This is a genomic window from Streptomyces tyrfis (assembly GCF_037034285.1).
Classification (GTDB): domain Bacteria; phylum Actinomycetota; class Actinomycetes; order Streptomycetales; family Streptomycetaceae; genus Streptomyces.
Map to the genome: position 1 here is coordinate 1 of NZ_JBAGJZ010000045.1, position 20,350 is coordinate 20,350.

Below are 20,350 nucleotides of genomic sequence, written 5' to 3' on the forward strand. Positions count from 1 at the left end.
CGGGGCGGCCCGGGCCCGGGCGCCCGCCCGCCCGGGCCCGGACCTCCGGCGTGTCGCGGCACGATCTGGCCCGTAGGCACCACGGCGCCTGAGTACGCGTACTCAGGCGCCGTGGTGCGCCGCCGCATCAGGATCGGTCCATGCTGTGGTCCGACCCCGAGAACAAGCCGCCGAAGGAACTGCGCGACGCCCAGGACATGATCCGTCGCGCGGGGCTGGTGCTCGCTCTCGCGATGGTCGTCGCGATGCTGGTGCTCGGCACCCGCTGAGGACCGGGCCGGATCGGAATCGGGTCGCATCGGGACTCGCGGGATTCGGGTCGGGGCCCGGGGTCCGCGGGACGAGGACGGTGCCGGGCGAGACCCCCGCCGCGCCCCTTCTACCATGGCGTGCATGACTGATCAGCGCCGTCTCGTGCTCGCCTCCGCCTCTCCCGCCCGGCTCGGTCTGCTGCGGCAGGCCGGATTCACGCCCGAGGTGATCGTCAGCGGGGTGGACGAGGACGCGCTCAGCGCCGCCACACCGGCCGAGCTGGCGCTGGTGCTCGCGCGGGCGAAGGCCGCCGCGGTGGCCGGCCTGCCGGAGGCGGCCGGCGCCCTGGTCATCGGGTGCGACTCGGTGCTGGAGCTCGACGGCGAGGCGCTCGGCAAGCCCGCCGACGCCGAGGAGGCCACGGCCCGCTGGAAGTCCATGCGCGGCCGCGCCGGCGTGCTGCGGACCGGCCACAGCGTGATCGACACCGCGACCGGGCGCACGGCCGCGGCGACCGCGTCCACCACGGTCCGCTTCGGCGAGCCGACGGACGCCGAGATCGCCGCCTACGTGGCCTCGGGCGAGCCGCTCCATGTGGCGGGCGCCTTCACCCTGGACGGCCGGTCGGCGCCGTTCGTCGACTCGATCGAGGGCGACCACGGCAACGTCATCGGCCTCTCGCTGCCGCTGCTCCGCCGCCTCCTGGGCGAACTGGGGCTCTCCGTCACCGACCTGTGGGCCGCCTGAGCCCGTCAGGCAGCCGCCGGGGCCGCCCGGTCCGCCCGCCGGTCAGGCAGCCGCCGGGGCGCCCGGCCCGGGGTCGTCCGCGGCGGCCCCGCCCCCGGGGGCGCGTCCGGCGGGGACGCCGTCCTCGGGCCCGTACGCCACCAGCGTCAGCACGACCAGGCCCAGCACCGCCATCAGGCACGCGAACGCGGTCCAGCCGACCAGCCCCACCGCCAGCGCCCCCAGCACCCCGTGCGCCACCGCGCAGCCGATCAGCGCGATGCGGCCGAGCCGCCCCGGGGCCCGGTCGCGCACCCCGGTCGCCAGCAGCACCAGCCCGCACAGCAGCAGCCCGAGCCCGAACACGCCGCCCATGGCCCAGGTGCCGTCGGCCATGGCGCCGGACTCCATGCCCGCCAGGGACATGTCCTGGTTCCTGACGACCGTCGCCAGGACGCCGTTGACGAACACCACTCCCACGGCCTCCGCGAACAGCGCGAGCGCGGCCACGAACGCCACCGGTCTGCGGACCACGACGCCCACCCCCTGTTACCAGTAGTAAGTCCGACAGCGCGGACCCTACAGGGAGGCACCCCCTGCCCGTGAAGAGCCCGGAGGCCCCTCCTGAAAGAGCCCGGCGCGCGGCCGGCGCCGGGGCGGGGCCTCGCGCGCCGGGCAAAGAATTGTTCCCCCATTAGTGGGGACTCCACAAAGAAACACCGATCGCCGCTGGTTGCATGAACAGAGACCCGGACCACACCTTGTGGCTACTGTGCGGTCATGAATCCCGGCGTACCGTGGTGCCACAAGGGATTTCGCGACTTGAGCAAGCCTCGAATCACACTCCGTGTGGGCAAGCTCACCATTGGGGACGGGTCGTAGCGTCGTGTCGGTAGTCCCTAAACTCAGCTTGTTTCAAGGAGGGAGCCATCGTGCGCAAGGTGCTCATCGCCAACCGTGGCGAAATCGCTGTCCGCGTCGCCCGGGCATGCCGGGATGCCGGGATCGGGAGCGTAGCCGTCTACGCCGACCCGGACCGCGACGCTCTGCACGTCCGCGCGGCCGACGAGGCGTTCGCCCTGGGCGGTGACACCCCCGCCACCAGCTATCTGGACATGGCCAAGGTGCTCCAGGCCGCCAAGGACTCCGGGGCGGACGCGATCCACCCGGGATACGGCTTCCTGTCGGAGAACGCCGAGTTCGCCCAGGCCGTGATCGACGCGGGCCTGACCTGGATCGGCCCGCCGCCGCACGCGATCCGGGACCTCGGTGACAAGGTCGCCGCCCGTCACATCGCGCAGCGCGCCGGCGCCCCGCTGGTGGCCGGCACGCCCGACCCGGTCGGGGGTTCCGCCGAGGTCGTGGCGTTCGCGGAGGAGCACGGGCTGCCCATCGCGATCAAGGCCGCGTTCGGCGGCGGCGGGCGCGGGCTGAAGGTCGCGCGCACGCTGGAGGAGATCCCGGAGCTGTACGACTCGGCGGTCCGCGAGGCCGTCGTCTCGTTCGGCCGGGGCGAGTGCTTCGTGGAGCGCTACCTGGACAAGCCGCGCCACGTCGAGACGCAGTGCCTGGCGGACCAGCACGGCAACGTGGTCGTGGTCTCCACCCGTGACTGCTCGCTCCAGCGCCGCCACCAGAAGCTGGTCGAGGAGGCTCCCGCGCCGTTTCTCTCCGAGGAGCAGAACGCCCAGCTGTACGCGGCGTCCAAGGCCATCCTCAAGGAGGCCGGCTACGTCGGCGCGGGCACCGTGGAGTTCCTGGTCGGCAACGACGGCACGATCTCCTTCCTGGAGGTCAACACCCGTCTCCAGGTCGAGCACCCGGTCACCGAGGAGGTCGCCGGCCTGGACCTGGTCCGCGAGATGTTCCGCATCGCCGACGGCGAGGAGCTGGGCTACGGCGACCCGGTCATAAGGGGTCACTCCTTCGAGTTCCGGATCAACGGCGAGGACCCGGGCCGCAACTTCCTGCCCGCCCCGGGCACGGTGACCGTGTTCGCCCCGCCGAGCGGCCCCGGCGTCCGGCTGGACGCGGGCGTGGAGTCCGGTTCCGTGATCGGCCCCGCCTGGGACTCGCTGCTGGCGAAGCTCGTGGTGACCGGCGCGACCCGTGAGCAGGCCCTCCAGCGCGCGGCCCGTGCGCTGGCCGAGTTCGACGTCGAGGGCATGGCCACGGCCATCCCGTTCCACCGCGCGGTCGTCGTGGACCCGGCGTTCGCCCCGGCGGACGGCACCCCGTTCACGGTCCACACCCGGTGGATCGAGACCGAGTTCGTCAACGAGATCAAGCCCTTCACCGCCCCCGCCGACGCGGAGCCGGAGGAGGAGACCGGGCGTGAGACGGTCGTCGTCGAGGTCGGCGGCAAGCGCCTGGAGGTCTCGCTGCCGTCGTCGCTGGGCATGTCCCTGGCCCGTACCGGGCTCGCGGCGGGCGCCAAGCCCAAGCGCCGCGCGGCGAAGAAGTCCGGCCCGGTGGCCTCCGGCGACACCCTGGCGTCCCCGATGCAGGGCACCATCGTCAAGATCGCCGTCGAGGAGGGCCAGCAGGTGCAGGAGGGCGACCTCGTCGTCGTCCTGGAGGCCATGAAGATGGAGCAGCCGCTGAACGCGCACCGCGCCGGCACCATCAAGGGCCTGACCGCCGAGGTCGGCAACTCGCTCTCCTCCGGCGCCGTGATCTGCGAGATCAAGGACTGACCGAGGACACGACGTCCAGCGGAGCGGCCGGCCGGCGCCGGACGTTCCGCCCCGGGCCCCCGCGGAGCCGAGAAGGCGCCCGCGGGGGCCCGGCCGTTTCGCGTGCGCACGCGCGTACGGGCGCCCCGGCGCCGACGGCGATGGGGCGGCCCGGGGCCCCGCGATGGCATCCTGGATGCCGGGGCGGACGGAAGAGGGAGGACCTCGCGATGGTGACGAGCACGGCGACGAGCGCGGCACGGACGCCGTCCCGGCCCATGCGCGCCGACGCGCGCCGCAACTACGAGCGGCTGCTCGGCGAGGCCCGTACCGCCTTCGCGGAGCACGGCACCGACGTGGCGCTGGAGGACATCGCGCGCCGTGCGGGCGTCGGCATCGGCACGCTGTACCGGCACTTCCCGAACCGGCACGCGCTGATGAACGCCGTCTTCCAGGAGGCCCTGGCCGAGCTGATCAGCCGTTCCCGCGAGCTCGCGGCGGCGGAGCAGCCGTGCCGGGGGCTGGTGGAGTGGCTGGGCGCGATCATCACGCACGCGGGCGCGTACCGGGGCCTGGCGCAGGCGCTCATGTCGACGTCACGGGACGAGACTTCGGCCCTGTCGCAGTGCAATGTGCCGCTGCGCGAGGCCGGTTCGGTGCTGCTGGCGCGGGCCCAGGCGTGCGGGGCGGTGCGGGCCGAGGTCTCCATCGACGACCTGATGCAGCTGACGAACGCGATCGCGCTGGCGTCGGAACAGTCGCCGGACGATCCGGAACTGGCGGACCGGCTGCTGGCGCTGACCCTGCGAGGGCTGAAGGGGTCGGCGTCGGACGACAGTTGACGCCCCGTCGGCTCACGACCGGTCGGCCCCCGCCCCGTCGGCTCACGCCCCGTCGGCTCACGACCGGTCGGCCCCCGCCCCGTCGGCTCACGACCGGTCGGCTCACGGCCGGTCGGCCCCCGGGACGACGTTCGGCGGTCGGCCCCCCGCCGACGGCCGGCGACTGACAGCGGTGGTCGGCGGAGACGGAGGCGGGCGCCGACGCGGGGGCTGCCGTACGGGCGCGCTCCGCACCGCCGCGCCGGTCCCGCCGTCCCGCCGTCCCGCCGTTCCGGCGTCCCCTCGGCCCGCCCGTCCCTTCGGCCTACCGGCGGCGCAGGTCCGCCACCCTGGGCCGGTCCTGCTGCCCCTGCCCCTGGCCCTGCTCCGGCAGCACCCCCGCGCCGCGCAGTTGCTGCCCGCCCGGCGCGCCGGGACCGCCACGGGTGCGGCGCTGGCCGGGGAGCGGCACATCGCGGCGGCCCTGCCGTCCGGGCGGGGGCGCCTCGGCCGGGGCCGGGCCGCTTCCCGCGCCCGCCACCGCGATCTGCACCCCCTGGTCCGCCAGGGCCTGGAGTTCGGTGGCGGCGCGGTCGTCGTGGGCCGGCGGCTCGTCCGTCACGAGACGGGTGATGAGATCCGTGGGCACCGTCTGGAACATGGTGTCGGAGCCGAGCTTGGTGTGGTCGGCCAGGACCACCACCTCCGCCGCGGCCTGCACCAGGGCCCGGTCCACGCTGGCCGAGAGCATGTTGGAGGTGGAGAGGCCGCGCTCCGCGGTGAGACCGCTCCCCGAGAGGAACGCCCGGGAGACCCGCAGCCCCTGGAGGGACTGCTCGGCCCCGCTGCCCACCAGGGCGTAGTTCGAACCGCGCAGCGTGCCGCCGGTCATCACCACCTCCACCCGGTTGGCATGGGCCAACGCCTGGGCGACCAGCAGGGAGTTGGTGACGACGGTCAGACCCGGCACCCGGGCCAGTCTGCGGGCCAGCTCCTGCGTGGTCGTACCGGCGCCCACGACGATGGCCTCGCCCTCTTCGACGAGCGCGGCGGCGGCGTCGGCGATGGCCGTCTTCTCGGCGGTGGCGAGATGGGACTTCTGCGGGAAGCCGGACTCCCGCGTGAACCCACCCGGCAGCACCGCACCGCCGTGCCGGCGGTCGAGGAGTCCTTCCGCCTCCAACGCCCGCACGTCCCGCCGTACGGTCACTTCGGAGGTCTGGACGACACGGGCGAGCTCACGGAGCGATACCGCCCCGTTGGCGCGCACCATTTCGAGGATCAATTGGCGACGTTCTGCAGCGAACACGAAACTGACAGTAACGTGACCGCCCGAGCGTTTTCAGCACTTTGCACCGAATAGCAGAAATTGGACACACAACGGGTCGCCAAGTGGTATAAGCGATCCCGTTGTTGTTCCGTACTGATCGTCCGACGGTCGTTCTAGTTCCCGAGTTGTCGGGAATCGTCGGGAGAATCCGGCGGACGCCGGGCTCCCGGCGGCCCTACGCCTCGCCCGCCCGCTTACGGGTGTGCAACTGGCGGGCCACTTCCCCGATCGAACCCGACAGCGACGGGTACACCGTAAAGGTGTTTGCGATCTGTTCGACCGTCAGATTGTTGTCAACCGCGATCGAGATGGGGTGAATCAGCTCGCTCGCCTTCGGCGCGACGACACAGCCGCCGACCACGATGCCGGTGCCGGGACGGCAGAAGATCTTGACGAAGCCGTCGCGGATGCCCTGCATCTTGGCGCGCGGGTTGCGCAGCAGCGGGAGCTTGACCACCCTGGCGTCGATCGCGCCGGAGTCGACGTCGGCCTGGGTGTAGCCGACGGTGGCGATCTCGGGGTCGGTGAAGACGTTGGCGGAGACCGTCTTCAGGTCGAGCGGGGCCACCGCGTCGCCGAGGAAGTGGTACATCGCGATCCGGCCCTGCATGGCGGCGACCGAGGCCAGGGCGAAGACGCCGGTGACGTCGCCGGCCGCGTAGACGCCGGGGGCGCTGGTGCGGGAGACCCGGTCGGTCCGGACGTGACCGGACTCCTTGAGCCGGACGCCGGCCTCCTCCAGGCCCATGCCCGCGGTGTTCGGGATCGCGCCGACGGCCATCAGGCAGTGCGTGCCGGAGATGACCCGCCCGTCGGCGAGGGTGACCTCGACGCGGTCGCCCACCCGCTTGGCGGCTTGGGCGCGGGAGCGCGCCATCACGTTCATGCCGCGGCGCCGGAACACGTCCTCCAGCACGGCGGCGGCGTCCGGGTCCTCGCCCGGCAGCACCCGGTCGCGCGACGAGACCAGGGTGACGCGGGAGCCGAGCGCCTGGTACGCGCCCGCGAACTCGGCGCCGGTCACGCCGGAGCCGACCACGATGAGCTCCTCGGGCAGCTCGTCGAGGTCGTAGACCTGGGTCCAGTTCAGGATGCGTTCGCCGTCGGGCTGCGCGTCCGGTATCTCCCGGGGGTGGCCGCCGGTCGCGATCAGCACGGCGTCGGCGGTGAGCCGCTCCTCCGTGCCGTCCGCGGCGGTCACGACGACCGTGCGGGAGCCGTCGGCGGCCTGCAGGCCCTCCAGCCGGCCGCGCCCGCGCACCACCCGCGCCCCCGCCCTGGTGACGGAGGCGGTGATGTCGTGGGACTGGGCCAGGGCCAGGCGCTTCACCCGTCGGTTGACCTTGCCGAGGTCCACGCCGACGACCCGGGCCGGCCGGTCGACGGGCGGGGTGTCGTCCGCGACGATGATGCCCAGCTCCTCGTACGAGGAGTCGAAGGTGGTCATCACCTCCGCCGTCGCGATCAGCGTCTTCGACGGCACGCAGTCGGTGAGCACCGACGCGCCGCCGAGGCCGTCGCAGTCGACGACGGTCACCTCCGCGCCGAGCTGGGCGCCCACCAGCGCCGCCTCGTAGCCGCCGGGTCCGCCGCCGATGATCACGATCCGGGTCACGAAAAGTCCGCCTCGCATGTGTCATCCCGCGGCCGTCCGCCACCCCGGCCGGGGGTCCGGGGGATCGCCCCGGGGGAATGCAGTACGTACTTCATTGTCCCGCACGCGCCAAGGTGCTTCGCCCCGGGGCCCTCCATCCGTGCGCGACGCCCCGCACCGGGCCGCCCGCCGCGCCGCGCGCCGTCCCCGCCCCGCCCGTGCGCGCCGCCCCGCTTCCGGCCCCGGCCCGGACCCCCGTACGGGGTCTTCCGTCCCCGGAACCGGCGTTCCGGCCACGACCTCCCGTACCCTCGGTCTCATGTCGCTCTACGCCGCGTACGCCGGCAACCTCGACGCGCGGCTGATGACGCGCCGCGCACCGCATTCCCCGCTGCGCGGCACGGGCTGGCTCAACGGCTGGCGGCTGACCTTCGGCGGGGAGCAGATGGGCTGGGAGGGCGCGCTCGCCACGGTGGTGGAGGCACCCGGCTCGCAGGTCTTCGTGGCGCTGTACGACATCGCGCCGATGGACGAGGACTCCATGGACCGCTGGGAGGGCGTCGGCCTCGGCATCTACCGGCGGACGCGGGTGCGCGTGCACACCCTGGACGGCGAGGAGCCGGCCTGGGTCTACGTGCTGAACGGGTACGAGGGCGGGCTGCCCTCCGCCCGCTACCTGGGCGAGATCGCGGACGCCGCGGAGTCCGCGGGCGCACCGCACGACTATGTGATGGAACTGCGCAAGCGCCCCTGCTGACCCAGCCGACCAGCATTTTTGTCTGATTGCACGAGAAAGCGCGCGCAGACTCTGCGCAGAGGCATCTACGCGCGTAGGGAATCAGCGGTTACGCTCATCCGCGTGAACGCATCAGTTATTCCGGACCACATCCAGGGCGACCCGCGGGCCGCCGCCGACGCCGCCGCCGCACGCCTGCGCGAGCTGACCGGTGCCGAGACCCACGACGTCGCGCTCGTGATGGGCTCCGGCTGGGCTCCGGCGGGCGACGCGCTCGGCACTCCGGAGGCCGAGTTCCCGGTGACCGAGCTGCCGGGCTTCCCGGCGCCCGCCGTGCAGGGCCACGGCGGCACGATCCGTTCGTACCGGATCGGCGAGAAGCGCGCGCTGGTCTTCCTGGGCCGCACGCACTTCTACGAGGGCCGGGGCGTCGCCGCCGTCGCGCACGGGGTGCGCACCGCCGTCGCGGCGGGCTGCAAGACCGTCGTGCTGACCAACGGGTGCGGCGGCCTGCGCGAGGGCATGCGCCCCGGGCAGCCGGTCCTGATCAGCGACCACATCAACCTGACGGCGGCGTCCCCCATCGTCGGCGCGAACTTCGTCGACCTGACCGACCTGTACTCGCCGCGGCTGCGGGCGCTGTGCAAGGAGGTCGACGAGACCCTCGAAGAGGGCGTGTACGTGCAGTTCCCCGGGCCGCACTACGAGACGCCCGCCGAGATCAACATGGTCCGGGTCATGGGCGGCGACCTGGTCGGCATGTCCACCGTGCTGGAGGCGATCGCCGCACGGGAGGCGGGGGCCGAGGTGCTGGGCATCTCCCTGGTGACGAACCTGGCGGCCGGGCTGAGCGGCGAGCCGCTCAACCACGAGGAGGTGCTCCAGGCGGGGCGCGACTCCGCGACCCGGATGGGCGCGCTGCTGGCCCGGGTGCTCGAACGGATCTGAGCCGCCCCGGCCGGCCCGCGCCCGGCCCCGCTCACGGCGGGGCCCGCCCGGGCCCGCCCCGGCCGGTCCGGGCCGACGCGGCCTGTGCCTGCGCGGTCCGGGCCGGCGCGGTCCGTGACCGCCCGGCGCGGTGGGCGCGGACCGGCGTCCGGCCGTCGCCCGCGCCCCGGTGGCCCCCGGCGCTCCTCCCCACCATCCCGCAGAAAGGCGGACCCCATGCAGCAGGACCTCATGGCCCGGGCCAGGACGTGGCTCGCGGAGGACCCCGACCCCGAGACCCGTGAGGAGCTGGCGGCGCTCGTCGAAGCCGCGGACGCCGGGAAGGCGGGGAGCGCCGACGAGCTCGCCGCGCGGTTCGCCGGCACGCTCCAGTTCGGCACGGCCGGGCTCCGCGGCGAGCTGGGCGCCGGGCCGATGCGGATGAACCGCGCCGTCGTCATCCGGGCCGCGGCCGGGCTCGCCGCGTACCTCAAGGCCGAGGGGCGGGGCGACGGGCTCGTCGTCGTCGGGTACGACGCCCGGTACAAGTCGGCCGACTTCGCGCGCGACACCGCCGCCGTGATGACGGGCGCGGGCCTGCGCGCGGCCGTGCTGCCCCGCCCGCTGCCCACCCCGGTGCTCGCGTACGCCATCCGGCGTCTGGGCGCCGTCGCGGGCGTCGAGGTGACGGCCAGCCACAACCCCCCGCGCGACAACGGATACAAGGTCTACCTCGGCGACGGCTCGCAGATCGTCCCCCCGGCGGACGCCCGGATCGCCGCCGAGATCGCCGCGGTCGGCCCGCTGGACACCGTGCCCCGCCCCGACGGCGGCTGGGAGATCCTCGGCGACGAGGTCCTGGACGCCTATCTGGCCCGTACGGACGCGGTGCTCGCCGCCGGGTCGCCGCGCACCGCCCGGGTCGTGTACACGGCGATGCACGGCGTCGGCGCCTCCGTGCTGACCGCCGCCTTCGCCCGCGCCGGGTTCCCGGAGCCGGTGCGGGTCGCCGAACAGGCCGAGCCCGACCCGGCGTTCCCCACCGTCGCCTTCCCCAATCCGGAGGAGCCCGGCGCGATGGACCTGGCCTTCGCCACCGCGCGCCGGGCCGGGCCCGACCTCGTCATCGCCAACGACCCGGACGCCGACCGCTGCGCCGTCGCCGTACCGGACCCGGCGGCCGACGGGGGCTGGCGGATGCTCAGCGGCGACGAGGTCGGCGCGCTGCTCGCCGCCCATCTGGTGGACCGGGGCGCGACGGGCGTGCTCGCCGAGTCGATCGTGTCGTCCTCGCTGCTGGGTCGGATCGCCGGGAAGGCGGGCCTGGGCTACGAGGAGACGCTGACCGGCTTCAAGTGGATCGCCCGCGTCGACGGCCTGCGCTACGGGTACGAGGAGGCGCTCGGCTACTGCGTCGACCCGGACGGCGTGCGCGACAAGGACGGCATCACGGCCGCGCTGCTCGTCGCCGAACTCGCCTCCGTGCTCAAGGAGCGCGGGCGCACGCTGCTCGACCTTCTCGACGACCTGGCGGTCGAGCACGGGCTGCACGCCACCGGCCAGTTGTCGGTCCGGGTGGAGGACCTGTCGGTCATCGCGGACGCCATGCGGCGGCTGCGCGAGCACCCGCCCGTCTCGCTCGGCGGCCTCGACGTGGTCTCGGCCGAGGACCTCTCGCGGGGCTCCGCGCAGCTGCCGCCCACCGACGGGCTGCGCTACCGCCTGCGGGGCGCCCGGGTGATCGTCCGCCCCAGCGGCACCGAGCCGAAGCTGAAGTGCTACCTGGAGGCCGTGGTGCCGGTCGGCTCGGCGGACGAACTGCCGGCGGCCCGCGCGGAGGGGGCCCGGCTGCTGGCCGGAATCAAGCGGGACCTGGCGGCGGCCGCCGGCCTCTGACGCCGGGGGCCCGGGCCCCGGACCTGCGCCTATGGTCTCCGGGGCCTGGGTCCGGGCCTCCCGTCACGGGGCGGGCCCGGGATGGGTCCGGAAGTAGGCCCGCCGACCCTCTTCGAATCGTTTCTTCCGCTTCTAGCCCGCCCACGTCGGACGGGGGTCGGTCGAACGATTCGCCCAGGGGGGCTCACAGACATGCGGACGAGGCTCGGGCACACGCGAACGCGACGCGGGCGGGCGGAATACGAGCATCCGGGGCATGGACGCCCGGGGCGCGGGCGGGCGGCGGACCGGGGCCGACGGAACGCGGGCGGCCGGCGAGGCGATGCCGTCGCCCGCTTCCATGGCCGAGCCACTGCCGGACGACGCGTCCGCGATCCAGCGGCTGCCGCACGACAAGGGGCAGCTCCAGCGACTGGACCACAAGGTCGAAACCGACTGGTGGAACGCCTCGCTGGGCATCGGTTTCGGGCTCTCCGCCGGGCAGTTCAGCCTCGGTTTCAAGCTGTTCGGCATCGACATCACCCATGAGCACCGGGCGCAGACGCTGACCGGCGACCCGACCTACGCGAGCGCGCCGGGACGGGACGGCACACGGCCCTGGAAGGACTTCACCAACCGCTCCCGGACCAGCCCGATCACGGCCTGATCCCGGGGACCGACGGGACCCGTACGCCGCCGGTCGCCGGGCCGGCCGCGTGCGGGAGGAGGGTCCTCCGGCGCCGTGCCGCCCGCCGGCTCCTGGCCCCCGCCCCCCCCAACTCCCTCAGACGCACCCGCAGTTGCTGCCGTACAGCACGAACCAGACCACGACCGCGGCGAGAACGGCGAGCAGGACCGTCCCCATCCGTCTCGCCCACCCCGGTCCGGTGTGCCGCCGCAATGTGTACACCGCGACCGGGCCGAGCAGAAGCACGGCCAGGGTGCCGAGCGTGATCCCGGGGCTCCTGTGCCAGCCCCAGGTCACGCCGATCACGACCCCCACGAGCAGAAGGCAGCTCAGCGCCTGGACGGCGAAATCGCCAACGGCCTCCCCGACGAGTTCCCCGAGGAACTCGCCGATGCGCGCCGCGACCCGGTGGGGCCGCCCGCGCCCGCGTCTGCGACTGCGCCCGTGCCCGCGTTCGGACGCGGCGGGCCGCCGGGAGCCGGCGATCGGCCCGGCGGGCTCCGGCGCGCGGTCGTCCGGCGTCACCGTCATGAACTCCCCCTTGTGGACGTACGACACGGCGTCTGAACGAGGGACGCCGCTGCGGCCCGAACCGTTCGCGGCGTCCGCGACCGCTTCCCCCCGGACGCCAGCCGTTCGATATGCCCGATATGACATGAATGGTGAGCAAAAGTACGTTCAGTCACGGGTCGACTACACCGTCGACCGCTCCCGGAAAGGAGAAAGTGACATGGTCACACGTTCCACCATCATCGCCGCCACGACCACCGTCGCGGTCGCCGCAGCGGCCGCGGCGGCCCTGGCCGCCACCGGTACCGCCTTCAGCTCGGACTCCTCCGAGACTCCCCGGACGCCCCCGGCCGCCCGGTCCGCCGCCCACGCGGCGGCCCCGCACGAGGGGTCCGCCGCCGCGAAGACCGGCGCCGGCAAGGCCGCCGGCGCGGGCGACGCGGCCAAGGCCGGCGCCGGCGAGAACGGCGCCGGAGGCAAGGGCGGCGACGACGCCGCGCGAGGCCGCGAGGAGGGCCGCGGCGACGACGAGGGCCGTGGCGGCGGCCGGGACGACGAGGGCGAGGGCTACGGCGAGGACGGCGGCTACGGCGGCGAGGGAGGCTACGACGAGGGCCGCGGAGGCGGCGAGGACCGCGGGGGCCACGACCGGGACCGGGGTCACGGCCGGGGGCGCGGGCACCACGAGGGCCCGGGCCGCATCCACTTCAACGAGCGCACCTACCCCGCCTACCCGGACGGCTGCGTCACAGCGGCCAGCGGCCTCGGCTCCACCAGCTTCAACATCTTCAACGAGAGCCGGATGACCGTCGAGGTCTTCTCCGGGGCGACCTGCGACAACGGCGGCCCCATCGCCGTCGTCGGCCCCTGGGGCGACACCGCGGGCGTGATCCCGCAGCACGTCCGAGGAGGCGTATCCGTGTTCGACGGCGTGGGCGCGAGCTTCCGGGTGATCAGGCACGGCCACGGAGGCGGCGGGGACGACTGGGACGACTGAACCACCCGCCTCGCCGCGCACGAAGCGCGGCCGACCTGGCATGAAGCATGCGTGACGCGGCTTGAAGCACGCACGATGCGGCATGGCATGACATGGCATCGCATGACACCGCATGACACGACATGACGTCAGCGCCATGACGCGAAGCGCCACGAAGTGAGGCGACCAGGGGCGAGGCGCCCAGGGGCCCGACCGCCGGAATCGCGCCGGGGCCACCCCTCCCCCGCCCATCCGCCTCACCCCCTCGCCGCTATTGGATAGACTGGTCTACCTAATAGCGGAGAGGGGCAGCCATGTCCGACACCAGAACCCCCGGGACGCGGCCGGACGCACGGCGGCGCGGGACCGCCCGGGGCCGGATCCTCGACGCCGCGGCGCGCCGGTTCTACGCCGACGGCGTGGCGGCGACCGGGATCGACACGATCACCGCCGAGGCCGGCGTGGCCAAGATGAGCCTCTACAACAACTTCGAGTCCAAGGCCGATCTGGTCCGCGCCTACCTCCAGGCCCGGCACGAGGAATGGCTCGGGCTCTACCGGCGGCGCCTGGCCGACGCGCGGGGCCCCCGGGAGGGCGTGCTCGCCGTCTTCGACGCGTACGCCGACCACGCCCAACTCGCCCGCGAGCACGGCTCCCGGGGCTTCCGGGGCTGCGGACTGCTCAACGCCGCCGCCGAGCTGCCCACCGGGGACGAGGGGCGCGCGGCGGTGCGCGAGCACAAGGAGGAGGTGGAATCGCTGCTGGCCGGCCACCTCCGGGAGCTGCTGCCCGGCCGGGAGGAGCGGGTCGGTCTCCTCGCCGAGCATCTGTCGTTCCTGCTGGAGGGCGCCATCGTGCGCGCGGGCCTCGAAGGCGACGGCGAGCGCGTGCGGCACGCCCGCGACCTGGCGGAGCGTCTGGTGGACGACCTGTGAGCCGGCCCGCCGGGCACGCCTCCGGAGCGGGGGCCGGCGCGGTCGCGGTGCTGGTGGCCTCGGTGCTGTGGGGCACCACGGGCACCGCGGCGACCTTCGCGCCGGGGGTGGGGCCGCTGGCCATCGGCGCGGCGGCGATGGGGCTGGGCGGGCTGCTCCAGGCGGCGGTGGCCGGGCCACGCGTCCTGCGGGCCCGTGACGATCTCCGGGCGCGGTGGCGGACCGTGCTGATCGGCGGGGCGGGGGTGGCGCTGTACCCCCTGGCGTTCTATACCTCGATGCGACTGGCCGGTGTCGCGGTGGGGACGGTCGTCTCCATCGGCTCCGCCCCGCTGGCGTCCGCGCTGATCGAGCGGCTCGTCGACCGGCGGCGCCTGACCCGGCGCTGGATGGCGGGCGCGGGGCTGGGACTGGCCGGGACGGTTCTGCTGTGCGCGGCCGAGGCGGCGCGGGCCGGTTCCGGTTCCGGTGCGGGCTCGGCCGCCGGGACCGTCGCCGGGGTGGGGCTCGGGCTGCTCGCGGGCGTGACGTACGCCGTGTACGCGTGGGCCGCGCACCGCCTCATCACGCACGGCGTGCCGTCGCGCGCGGCGATGGGCGCGGTGTTCGGCCTGGGCGGGCTGATGCTGGTGCCGGTGCTGCTCGCCACCGGCGCGCCGCTGACCGCCTCCTGGACGAACGCGGGGGTGGGCCTCTACATGGCGCTGGTGCCGATGTTCACCGGGTACGTCCTGTTCGGCTTCGGTCTGGCCCGGGTCCCGGTGAGCACGGCGACCACCCTGTCCCTGCTGGAGCCCGCCGTGGCGGCCGTGTTCGCGGTCCTGGTCGTGGGCGAGCGCCTGCCCGCCGCGGGCTGGGCCGGGATCGTCCTCGTCATCGCGTGCCTCGGGGTGCTGACCGTTCCCGCCCGCCGCCCGCGCGCGTCCCGCCGGGCCGGTTCCGGGCGGGCGGCGGCGGTGCCGGCGCCCGCGTACGGCGGGACGGCTTCCCGGACGTCCGATGAGTTCCGGGCGGCCGGGCAGTCTCCCCTGTGCACACCGAAGATTCGAACGAGGAGCGGGCGAGACCCATGGGACGCATCGTGATCAGCGAGTTCATCAGCCTGGACGGTGTCGTCCAGGCGCCGGGCGGGCCGGAGGAGGACACCGAGGGAGGCTTCGCGCACGGGGGCTGGTCGCACGCGTTCTTCGACCCCGAGGTGGTGGGCGGTTTCATCAACGACGCGATGTCCCGGACCGACGCGCTGCTGTTCGGGCGCGCCACCTGGCAGTCGATGGCGGCCGCCTGGCCCGACCGGGCCGGGGACCCGCTGGCCGACGAGATGAACGCCATCCCGAAGTACGTCGTGTCCGACACGCTGGGCGACGCCGAGGTGAAGACCTGGGCCAACACCACCCGGATCCCCGTCGACGAGGCCCTGGCCCGCGTCCGCGAACTGCGCGCGTCCGAGGGCGGCGACGTGCTGATCATGGGCAGCCCCACGCTGGTGCGGGCGCTTCTGGGCGAGGGGCTGGTCGACGAGCTCGGGCTCATCGTCATGCCGGTGCTGCTCGGCGGCGGGAAGCGGCTCTTCCCCGACGACGGCGTGCTGCGCACCCTCGAACTGGTCTCGTCCGTCACCGGTGCCACCGGCGTCAACGTCTGCGTCTACCGTCCGGCCTCGACGGCGTAGCCGGCCGGACGGTCACCGGGCGGGCGGGCCGCCCCGCCCGGTGAGCGGTCACGGCGTGTCGGGAACGCGCGGCCGCCGGTCCGCGCGACGGGCCCGCGCGCCGGCACCGGCCGTGTGTCACGCCGGGGCAGCCCTCAGCCGATCGCGAGCAGCACCACGAGAAGCACCGCGCCCACCGCCGCCGGCACGATCACCTCGTACGCCCACCGCACCGAGACCGACGCGTCCGGCGCGCCCGCGCTCGCGCTCGCGCCCGCCGACGCGACGGAGGCGCCTTCCGGAGCGGCGGACTCCGGAGCGGAAACGGACTCCGGAGCGGCGGACTCCGAAGCGGAGGCGGACTGCGCCGCGGCGGACGCCTCCGAGAGGGCCGCCGCCTTGGCCCGCTCCGCGAGCTCCCGCAGGTCCGCCATGGTCCGGTCGGCCGGCGCCATCCGGGACGCGGCGTCACCGAGTTCGGGGATCCCCGAGGTCCGGCCGGTGGGGTCCTGCGCCGAGGCCCGCATCTGCCGCCGGGACGCCCGCTTCCGCTGCCGCAGCGACACCGGCACCGACCACAGCTGGAACTTGGCGCCGTCCTCGGTGAACAGCTCGCTCGAATATCCGGCGCGCAGGTCCGCGACCTCGGTCCACGGCACGGTGATCGTCCGGAACGGGTTGCGGATCCGGATGCGCCGGTCGTTCGCGAAGACGACCGGCCGCACGGTGAACGCGACGACGAGCGGCACCGCGGTCAGCAGCCCGGCCAGCGCCAGCCAGGGCACCCGGCCGCTCCCCCTGAACAGGGCGTCCCCGCCGAGCCAGCAGATGATCAGAAGCAGCAGGACACCGCCTGCGATCCCGGCGGGCGACCGGAAGGTCCGGTCGGCGTAGGTCGGCTCGGTGGGCGGTGTGGGGCTCGTCATGGGGCCGATTCTGCCTGACGTGCCCCGGGGGACACAGGGGGGCGGCCGACCGCCCGCCGCGCGGGCCGCGGTGGAGCGGACCCCCTGTACACGCCGCTACGCGCGTAGATATGCTCCTCTGGTGACCATGCCCACCACAGCCCCCTCCCCCAGGCTCTCCACCGCGCCCGAGCAGGGAGGCACGCCCTTCTCCGGCGCGACCGCGTCCGACAGTGCGCTGCGTCGCTTCCTGCACGGGCTGCCCGGCGTCGACGCCGTCGGCCTCGAAGCGCGCGCCGCGTCCCTCGGCACCCGTTCGATCAAGACGACGGCCAAGGCGTACGCCATCGATCTGGCCATCTCGATGATCGACCTGACGACACTGGAAGGCGCGGACACCCCGGGCAAGGTCCGGGCCCTCGCCGCGAAGGCCGTCCATCCCGATCCGGTCCGCTACACCCCGCACCGGCTCCCGGCCGACCTCCCGGACGCGGTGCCCGAGCGTCCCGTCCCGCACACCGCCGCGGTCTGCGTCTACCCCGACATGGTGGAGACCGCCGTCGCCGCGCTCGCCGGGTCCGGCGTGAAGGTGGCGTCCGTGGCGACGGCGTTCCCCGCCGGGCGCGCCGCGCTCGACGTCAAGCTCGGCGACGTCCGCGAGGCCGTGGCCGCCGGGGCCGACGAGATCGACATGGTGATCGACCGGGGCGCCTTCCTCTCCGGCCGCTATCTCAAGGTGTACGAGGAGATCCTGGCCGTGAAGGCCGAGTGCGCCCGGGCCGACGGCCCCGACGCCCGGCTGAAGGTGATCTTCGAGACCGGCGAGCTGTCCACGTACGACAACATCCGCCGCGCCTCCTGGCTCGGCATGATGGCGGGCGCCGACTTCATCAAGACCTCGACCGGCAAGGTCGGCACGAACGCCACCCCGGCGAACACCCTGCTGATGCTGGAGGCCGTCCGCGACTTCCGCGCGCAGACCGGCGTGCAGATCGGCGTGAAGCCGGCCGGCGGCATCCGCACCTCCAAGGACGCCGTCAAGTTCCTGGTCCTGGTGAACGAGACGGTGGGCGAGGACTGGCTGGACAACCACTGGTTCCGGTTCGGCGCCTCCAGCCTGCTGAACGATCTGCTGATGCAGCGCCAGAAGCTCGGCACCGGCCGTTACTCCGGCCCCGATTACGTGACGGTGGACTGATCCCCATGGCATCCGCATTCGAATACGCTCCCGCTCCCGAGTCGCGCGCGGTCGTCGACATCGCGCCCTCCTACGGCCTGTTCATCGACGGCGAGTTCGCCGACGCGGCCGACGGCAAGGTCTTCAAGACGGTCTCGCCCAGCACCGAGGAAGTGCTGTCCGAGGTCGCGCGGGCCGGCGCCGAGGACGTCGACCGGGCGGTGAAGGCGGCCCGCAAGGCGTTCGAGAAGTGGTCGGCGCTGCCCGGTTCCGAGCGCGCCAAGTACCTCTTCCGGATCGCCCGGATCATCCAGGAGCGCAGCCGCGAGCTCGCCGTCCTGGAGACCCTGGACAACGGCAAGCCGATCAAGGAGACCCGGGACGCGGACCTCCCGCTGGTCGCGGCGCACTTCTTCTACTACGCGGGCTGGGCCGACAAGCTGGACCACGCCGGTTTCGGCGCGGACCCGCGCCCGCTGGGCGTCGCCGGCCAGGTCATCCCGTGGAACTTCCCGCTGCTGATGCTGGCGTGGAAGATCGCCCCGGCGCTGGCCACCGGCAACACCGTCGTCCTCAAGCCCGCCGAGACGACCCCGCTGTCCGCGCTGTTCTTCGCGGACATCTGCCGCCAGGCGGGCCTGCCCAGGGGCGTCGTGAACATCCTTCCCGGGTACGGGGACGCGGGCGCCGCCCTCGTCGCCCACCCGGACGTCGACAAGGTCGCGTTCACCGGCTCGACGGCGGTCGGCAAGGCGATCGCCCGTCAGGTCGCCGGCACGGACAAGAAGGTCACCCTCGAACTGGGCGGCAAGGGCGCCAACATCGTCTTCGACGACGCCCCGGTCGACCAGGCCGTCGAGGGCATCGTCACCGGCATCTTCTTCAACCAGGGCCAGGTCTGCTGCGCGGGCTCGCGGCTGCTGGTGCAGGAGTCGGTCCGGGACGAGGTGCTGGACGCGCTGAAGCGGCGGCTGTCCACGCTCCGGCTGGGCGACCCGCTGGACAAGAACACCGACATCGGCGCGATCAACTCGGCCGAGCAGCTGGCCCGGATCACCGCGCTCGCCGACACGGGCGAGGCGGAGGGCGCCGAGCGCTGGACGGCGCCCTGCGAACTCCCGTCCGCCGGCTACTGGTTCGCACCGACGCTGTTCACCGGCGTCACCCAGGCGCACACGGTCGCCCGCGAGGAGATCTTCGGCCCGGTGCTGTCCGTGCTGACGTTCCGCACCCCCGACGAGGCGGTCGCCAAGGCCAACAACAGCCAGTACGGCCTGTCGGCGGGCATCTGGACGGAGAAGGGCTCCCGCATCCTCGCGGTGGCGAACAAGCTCCGGGCGGGCGTCGTCTGGGCCAACACGTTCAACAAGTTCGACCCGACCTCGCCGTTCGGCGGCTACAAGGAGTCGGGCTTCGGCCGCGAGGGCGGCCGTCACGGCCTGGAGGCGTACCTCGATGTCCGATAACCGTCCGAACCGTCTGAGCGTGTTCAAGACCTACAAGCTGTACGTCGGGGGCAAGTTCCCCCGCTCCGAGAGCGGCCGGGTGTACGAGGTGACCGACTCGAAGGGCAAGTGGCTGGCGAACGCCCCCCAGTCCTCCCGCAAGGACGCCCGCGACGCGGTCGTGGCCGCCCGCAAGGCGTTCGGCGGCTGGTCGGGCGCGACCGCGTACAACCGCGGCCAGGTCCTCTACCGCGTCGCGGAGATGCTGGAGGGCCGCCGCGACCAGTTCACGCGCGAGGTCGCCGAGGCGGAGGGCCTGTCGAAGTCCAGGGCGGCGGCCGTCGTGGACGCGGCGGTCGACCGCTGGGTCTGGTACGCGGGCTGGACCGACAAGATCGGCCAGGTCGTGGGCGGGGCGAACCCGGTCGCGGGCCCGTTCTTCAACCTGTCGACGCCCGAGCCGACCGGCGTGGTCGCGGTCCTGGCGCCCCAGGAGTCCTCGTTCCTGGGCCTGGTCTCGGTGATCGCCCCGGTGATCGCGACCGGCAACACCGCGGTCGTCGTCGCCTCGGCCGCGTCCCCGCTGCCCGCCCTGTCCCTGGGCGAGGTGCTGGCCACCTCCGACGTGCCGGGCGGCGTGGTGAACATCCTGTCCGGGAGGACCGCGGAGATCGCGGCGCCGCTCGCGTCCCACCAGGACGTCAACGCCATCGACCTCACGGGCGCGGACCCGGCCCTGGCGAAGGAGCTGGAGACCGCCGCGGCGGACAACCTCAAGCGCGTCCTGCGTCCACAGCCTGTGGACGAGGGCGGCGCGGCCGACTGGTCGGCCGACCCGGGCACCCACCGGCTGACGGCCTTCCTGGAGACCAAGACGGTCTGGCACCCGACGGGCGCGCTGGGCGTGTCGGGCTCCTCGTACTGACCCGTCCCAACGGTGTGGCGGCGGCCCGCCTCCCAGGATCCCGGGAGGCGGGCCGCCGCCGTGTCCGCGCCGGCGCCGGAGGACGCGCCCGCGTCGGCGGGACCTAGGGGGTGTCCCGTAATCCGTGGTGGATCAGCGTGCGGCGTCGGATGTGGTGCATCGCAAGGCGGAGGGGCACCCGCATACGGGCCGTATGCGGGCG

The 20,350-nt window shown here is 73.9% G+C and carries 20 protein-coding genes; 15 read left to right on the plus strand and 5 right to left on the minus strand.

The window, feature by feature from the left end; all coding sequences use genetic code 11:
- Positions 1-140 precede the first annotated feature (140 nt).
- The gene (gene mmpB / locus WA762_RS27800) at positions 141-269 is read left to right on the plus strand and encodes a morphogenic membrane protein MmpB (protein ID WP_335939263.1); all 129 of its coding nucleotides are present in this window, start codon (positions 141-143) and stop codon (positions 267-269) included.
- A 115-nt stretch (positions 270-384) separates the two neighbouring features.
- Positions 385-999, plus strand: a complete 615-nt coding sequence (locus tag WA762_RS27805; protein ID WP_335939264.1) for a Maf family protein — start codon at positions 385-387, stop codon at positions 997-999.
- 42 nt (positions 1,000-1,041) lie between these two features.
- Here the strand turns inward: WA762_RS27805 and WA762_RS27810 are convergent, their stop codons facing one another.
- Complete coding sequence (locus WA762_RS27810) at positions 1,042-1,521, minus strand: hypothetical protein (protein WP_335939265.1); 480 nt, start codon at positions 1,519-1,521, stop codon at positions 1,042-1,044.
- A 389-nt stretch (positions 1,522-1,910) separates the two neighbouring features.
- On the opposite strand from WA762_RS27810, the gene WA762_RS27815 reads away from it, so the two are divergent.
- Both WA762_RS27815 and WA762_RS27820 read left to right on the plus strand, forming a co-directional pair.
- Positions 1,911-3,674 carry an acetyl/propionyl/methylcrotonyl-CoA carboxylase subunit alpha gene (locus tag WA762_RS27815; protein WP_335939266.1) on the plus strand — a complete coding sequence of 588 codons (1,764 nt, stop codon included), beginning with the start codon at positions 1,911-1,913 and terminating at the stop codon, positions 3,672-3,674.
- 257 nt (positions 3,675-3,931) lie between these two features.
- Positions 3,932-4,495: a TetR/AcrR family transcriptional regulator gene (locus WA762_RS27820; RefSeq protein ID WP_443080699.1), complete on the plus strand. Its 564-nt coding sequence runs from the start codon at positions 3,932-3,934 to the stop codon at positions 4,493-4,495.
- A gap of 304 nt (positions 4,496-4,799) precedes the next feature.
- Here WA762_RS27820 and WA762_RS27825 read toward each other — a convergent pair whose 3' ends face one another.
- Complete coding sequence (locus tag WA762_RS27825; protein ID WP_335939268.1) at positions 4,800-5,783, minus strand: DeoR/GlpR family DNA-binding transcription regulator; 984 nt, start codon at positions 5,781-5,783, stop codon at positions 4,800-4,802.
- 196 nt (positions 5,784-5,979) lie between these two features.
- Positions 5,980-7,419, minus strand: coding sequence for an NAD(P)H-quinone dehydrogenase (locus tag WA762_RS27830; protein WP_335939322.1), 1,440 nt, complete (start codon positions 7,417-7,419; stop codon positions 5,980-5,982).
- A 298-nt stretch (positions 7,420-7,717) separates the two neighbouring features.
- On the opposite strand from WA762_RS27830, the gene WA762_RS27835 reads away from it, so the two are divergent.
- From WA762_RS27835 to WA762_RS27850, 4 genes are all read left to right on the plus strand, one after another.
- Positions 7,718-8,155: a gamma-glutamylcyclotransferase family protein gene (locus tag WA762_RS27835; RefSeq protein WP_335939269.1), complete on the plus strand. Its 438-nt coding sequence runs from the start codon at positions 7,718-7,720 to the stop codon at positions 8,153-8,155.
- A gap of 102 nt (positions 8,156-8,257) precedes the next feature.
- A complete protein-coding gene (locus WA762_RS27840) occupies positions 8,258-9,082 on the plus strand; it encodes a purine-nucleoside phosphorylase (protein ID WP_335939270.1) in 825 nt (274 codons plus the stop codon).
- A gap of 216 nt (positions 9,083-9,298) precedes the next feature.
- On the plus strand, positions 9,299-10,957 hold the full coding sequence (locus tag WA762_RS27845; protein WP_335939271.1) for a phospho-sugar mutase: 1,659 nt from the start codon (positions 9,299-9,301) through the stop codon (positions 10,955-10,957).
- 256 nt (positions 10,958-11,213) lie between these two features.
- Complete coding sequence (locus WA762_RS27850; protein WP_335939272.1) at positions 11,214-11,603, plus strand: hypothetical protein; 390 nt, start codon at positions 11,214-11,216, stop codon at positions 11,601-11,603.
- 117 nt (positions 11,604-11,720) lie between these two features.
- Here WA762_RS27850 and WA762_RS27855 read toward each other — a convergent pair whose 3' ends face one another.
- Positions 11,721-12,155: a hypothetical protein gene (locus tag WA762_RS27855; protein WP_335939273.1), complete on the minus strand. Its 435-nt coding sequence runs from the start codon at positions 12,153-12,155 to the stop codon at positions 11,721-11,723.
- A 199-nt stretch (positions 12,156-12,354) separates the two neighbouring features.
- On the opposite strand from WA762_RS27855, the gene WA762_RS27860 reads away from it, so the two are divergent.
- The 4 genes from WA762_RS27860 (at position 12,355) to WA762_RS27875 (ending at position 15,717) form a co-directional block, all read left to right on the plus strand.
- Positions 12,355-13,131: a hypothetical protein gene (locus tag WA762_RS27860; RefSeq protein WP_335939274.1), complete on the plus strand. Its 777-nt coding sequence runs from the start codon at positions 12,355-12,357 to the stop codon at positions 13,129-13,131.
- Between the two features lie 293 nt (positions 13,132-13,424).
- Positions 13,425-14,045, plus strand: a complete 621-nt coding sequence (locus tag WA762_RS27865) for a TetR/AcrR family transcriptional regulator (protein ID WP_335939275.1) — start codon at positions 13,425-13,427, stop codon at positions 14,043-14,045.
- Positions 14,042-15,130, plus strand: coding sequence for a DMT family transporter (locus tag WA762_RS27870; RefSeq protein WP_335939276.1), 1,089 nt, complete (start codon positions 14,042-14,044; stop codon positions 15,128-15,130). The genes WA762_RS27865 and WA762_RS27870 overlap by 4 nt, the downstream gene beginning before the upstream one ends.
- Entirely contained in the window at positions 15,115-15,717 is a 603-nt protein-coding gene (locus WA762_RS27875; protein ID WP_335939277.1) for a dihydrofolate reductase family protein, read from the plus strand. Before WA762_RS27870 ends, WA762_RS27875 begins: the two co-directional genes overlap by 16 nt.
- 134 nt (positions 15,718-15,851) lie before the next feature.
- Here WA762_RS27875 and WA762_RS27880 read toward each other — a convergent pair whose 3' ends face one another.
- Positions 15,852-16,622 (minus strand): PH domain-containing protein, encoded by a 771-nt coding sequence (locus WA762_RS27880; RefSeq protein ID WP_443080695.1) that lies wholly within the window; start codon positions 16,620-16,622, stop codon positions 15,852-15,854.
- A 127-nt stretch (positions 16,623-16,749) separates the two neighbouring features.
- Between WA762_RS27880 and deoC the strand changes: the two genes are divergently transcribed.
- The 3 genes from deoC to WA762_RS27895 are packed head-to-tail and all read left to right on the plus strand — an operon-like array spanning position 16,750 to position 20,148.
- A complete protein-coding gene (gene deoC, locus WA762_RS27885) occupies positions 16,750-17,799 on the plus strand; it encodes a deoxyribose-phosphate aldolase (RefSeq protein ID WP_335939323.1) in 1,050 nt (349 codons plus the stop codon).
- A 5-nt stretch (positions 17,800-17,804) separates the two neighbouring features.
- Complete coding sequence (locus tag WA762_RS27890) at positions 17,805-19,244, plus strand: aldehyde dehydrogenase family protein (protein WP_335939278.1); 1,440 nt, start codon at positions 17,805-17,807, stop codon at positions 19,242-19,244.
- Positions 19,234-20,148, plus strand: a complete 915-nt coding sequence (locus WA762_RS27895; protein ID WP_335939279.1) for an aldehyde dehydrogenase family protein — start codon at positions 19,234-19,236, stop codon at positions 20,146-20,148. The genes WA762_RS27890 and WA762_RS27895 overlap by 11 nt, the downstream gene beginning before the upstream one ends.
- The last annotated feature ends 202 nt before the right edge of the window (positions 20,149-20,350 follow it).

Coding starts and splice junctions, on each gene's coding strand:
- mmpB (WP_335939263.1), top strand. CDS start 141: ATGCTGTGGTCCGACCCCGAGAACAAGCCGCCGAAGGAACTGCGCGAC.
- WA762_RS27805 (WP_335939264.1), top strand. CDS start 385: ATGGCGTGCATGACTGATCAGCGCCGTCTCGTGCTCGCCTCCGCCTCT.
- WA762_RS27820 (WP_443080699.1), top strand. CDS start 3,932: ATGCGCGCCGACGCGCGCCGCAACTACGAGCGGCTGCTCGGCGAGGCC.
- WA762_RS27835 (WP_335939269.1), top strand. CDS start 7,718: ATGTCGCTCTACGCCGCGTACGCCGGCAACCTCGACGCGCGGCTGATG.
- WA762_RS27845 (WP_335939271.1), top strand. CDS start 9,299: ATGCAGCAGGACCTCATGGCCCGGGCCAGGACGTGGCTCGCGGAGGAC.
- WA762_RS27850 (WP_335939272.1), top strand. CDS start 11,214: ATGGACGCCCGGGGCGCGGGCGGGCGGCGGACCGGGGCCGACGGAACG.
- WA762_RS27855 (WP_335939273.1), bottom strand. CDS start 12,155: ATGACGGTGACGCCGGACGACCGCGCGCCGGAGCCCGCCGGGCCGATC.
- WA762_RS27860 (WP_335939274.1), top strand. CDS start 12,355: ATGGTCACACGTTCCACCATCATCGCCGCCACGACCACCGTCGCGGTC.
- WA762_RS27865 (WP_335939275.1), top strand. CDS start 13,425: ATGTCCGACACCAGAACCCCCGGGACGCGGCCGGACGCACGGCGGCGC.
- WA762_RS27875 (WP_335939277.1), top strand. CDS start 15,115: ATGGGACGCATCGTGATCAGCGAGTTCATCAGCCTGGACGGTGTCGTC.
- WA762_RS27880 (WP_443080695.1), bottom strand. CDS start 16,622: ATGACGAGCCCCACACCGCCCACCGAGCCGACCTACGCCGACCGGACC.
- deoC (WP_335939323.1), top strand. CDS start 16,750: ATGCCCACCACAGCCCCCTCCCCCAGGCTCTCCACCGCGCCCGAGCAG.
- WA762_RS27890 (WP_335939278.1), top strand. CDS start 17,805: ATGGCATCCGCATTCGAATACGCTCCCGCTCCCGAGTCGCGCGCGGTC.
- WA762_RS27895 (WP_335939279.1), top strand. CDS start 19,234: ATGTCCGATAACCGTCCGAACCGTCTGAGCGTGTTCAAGACCTACAAG.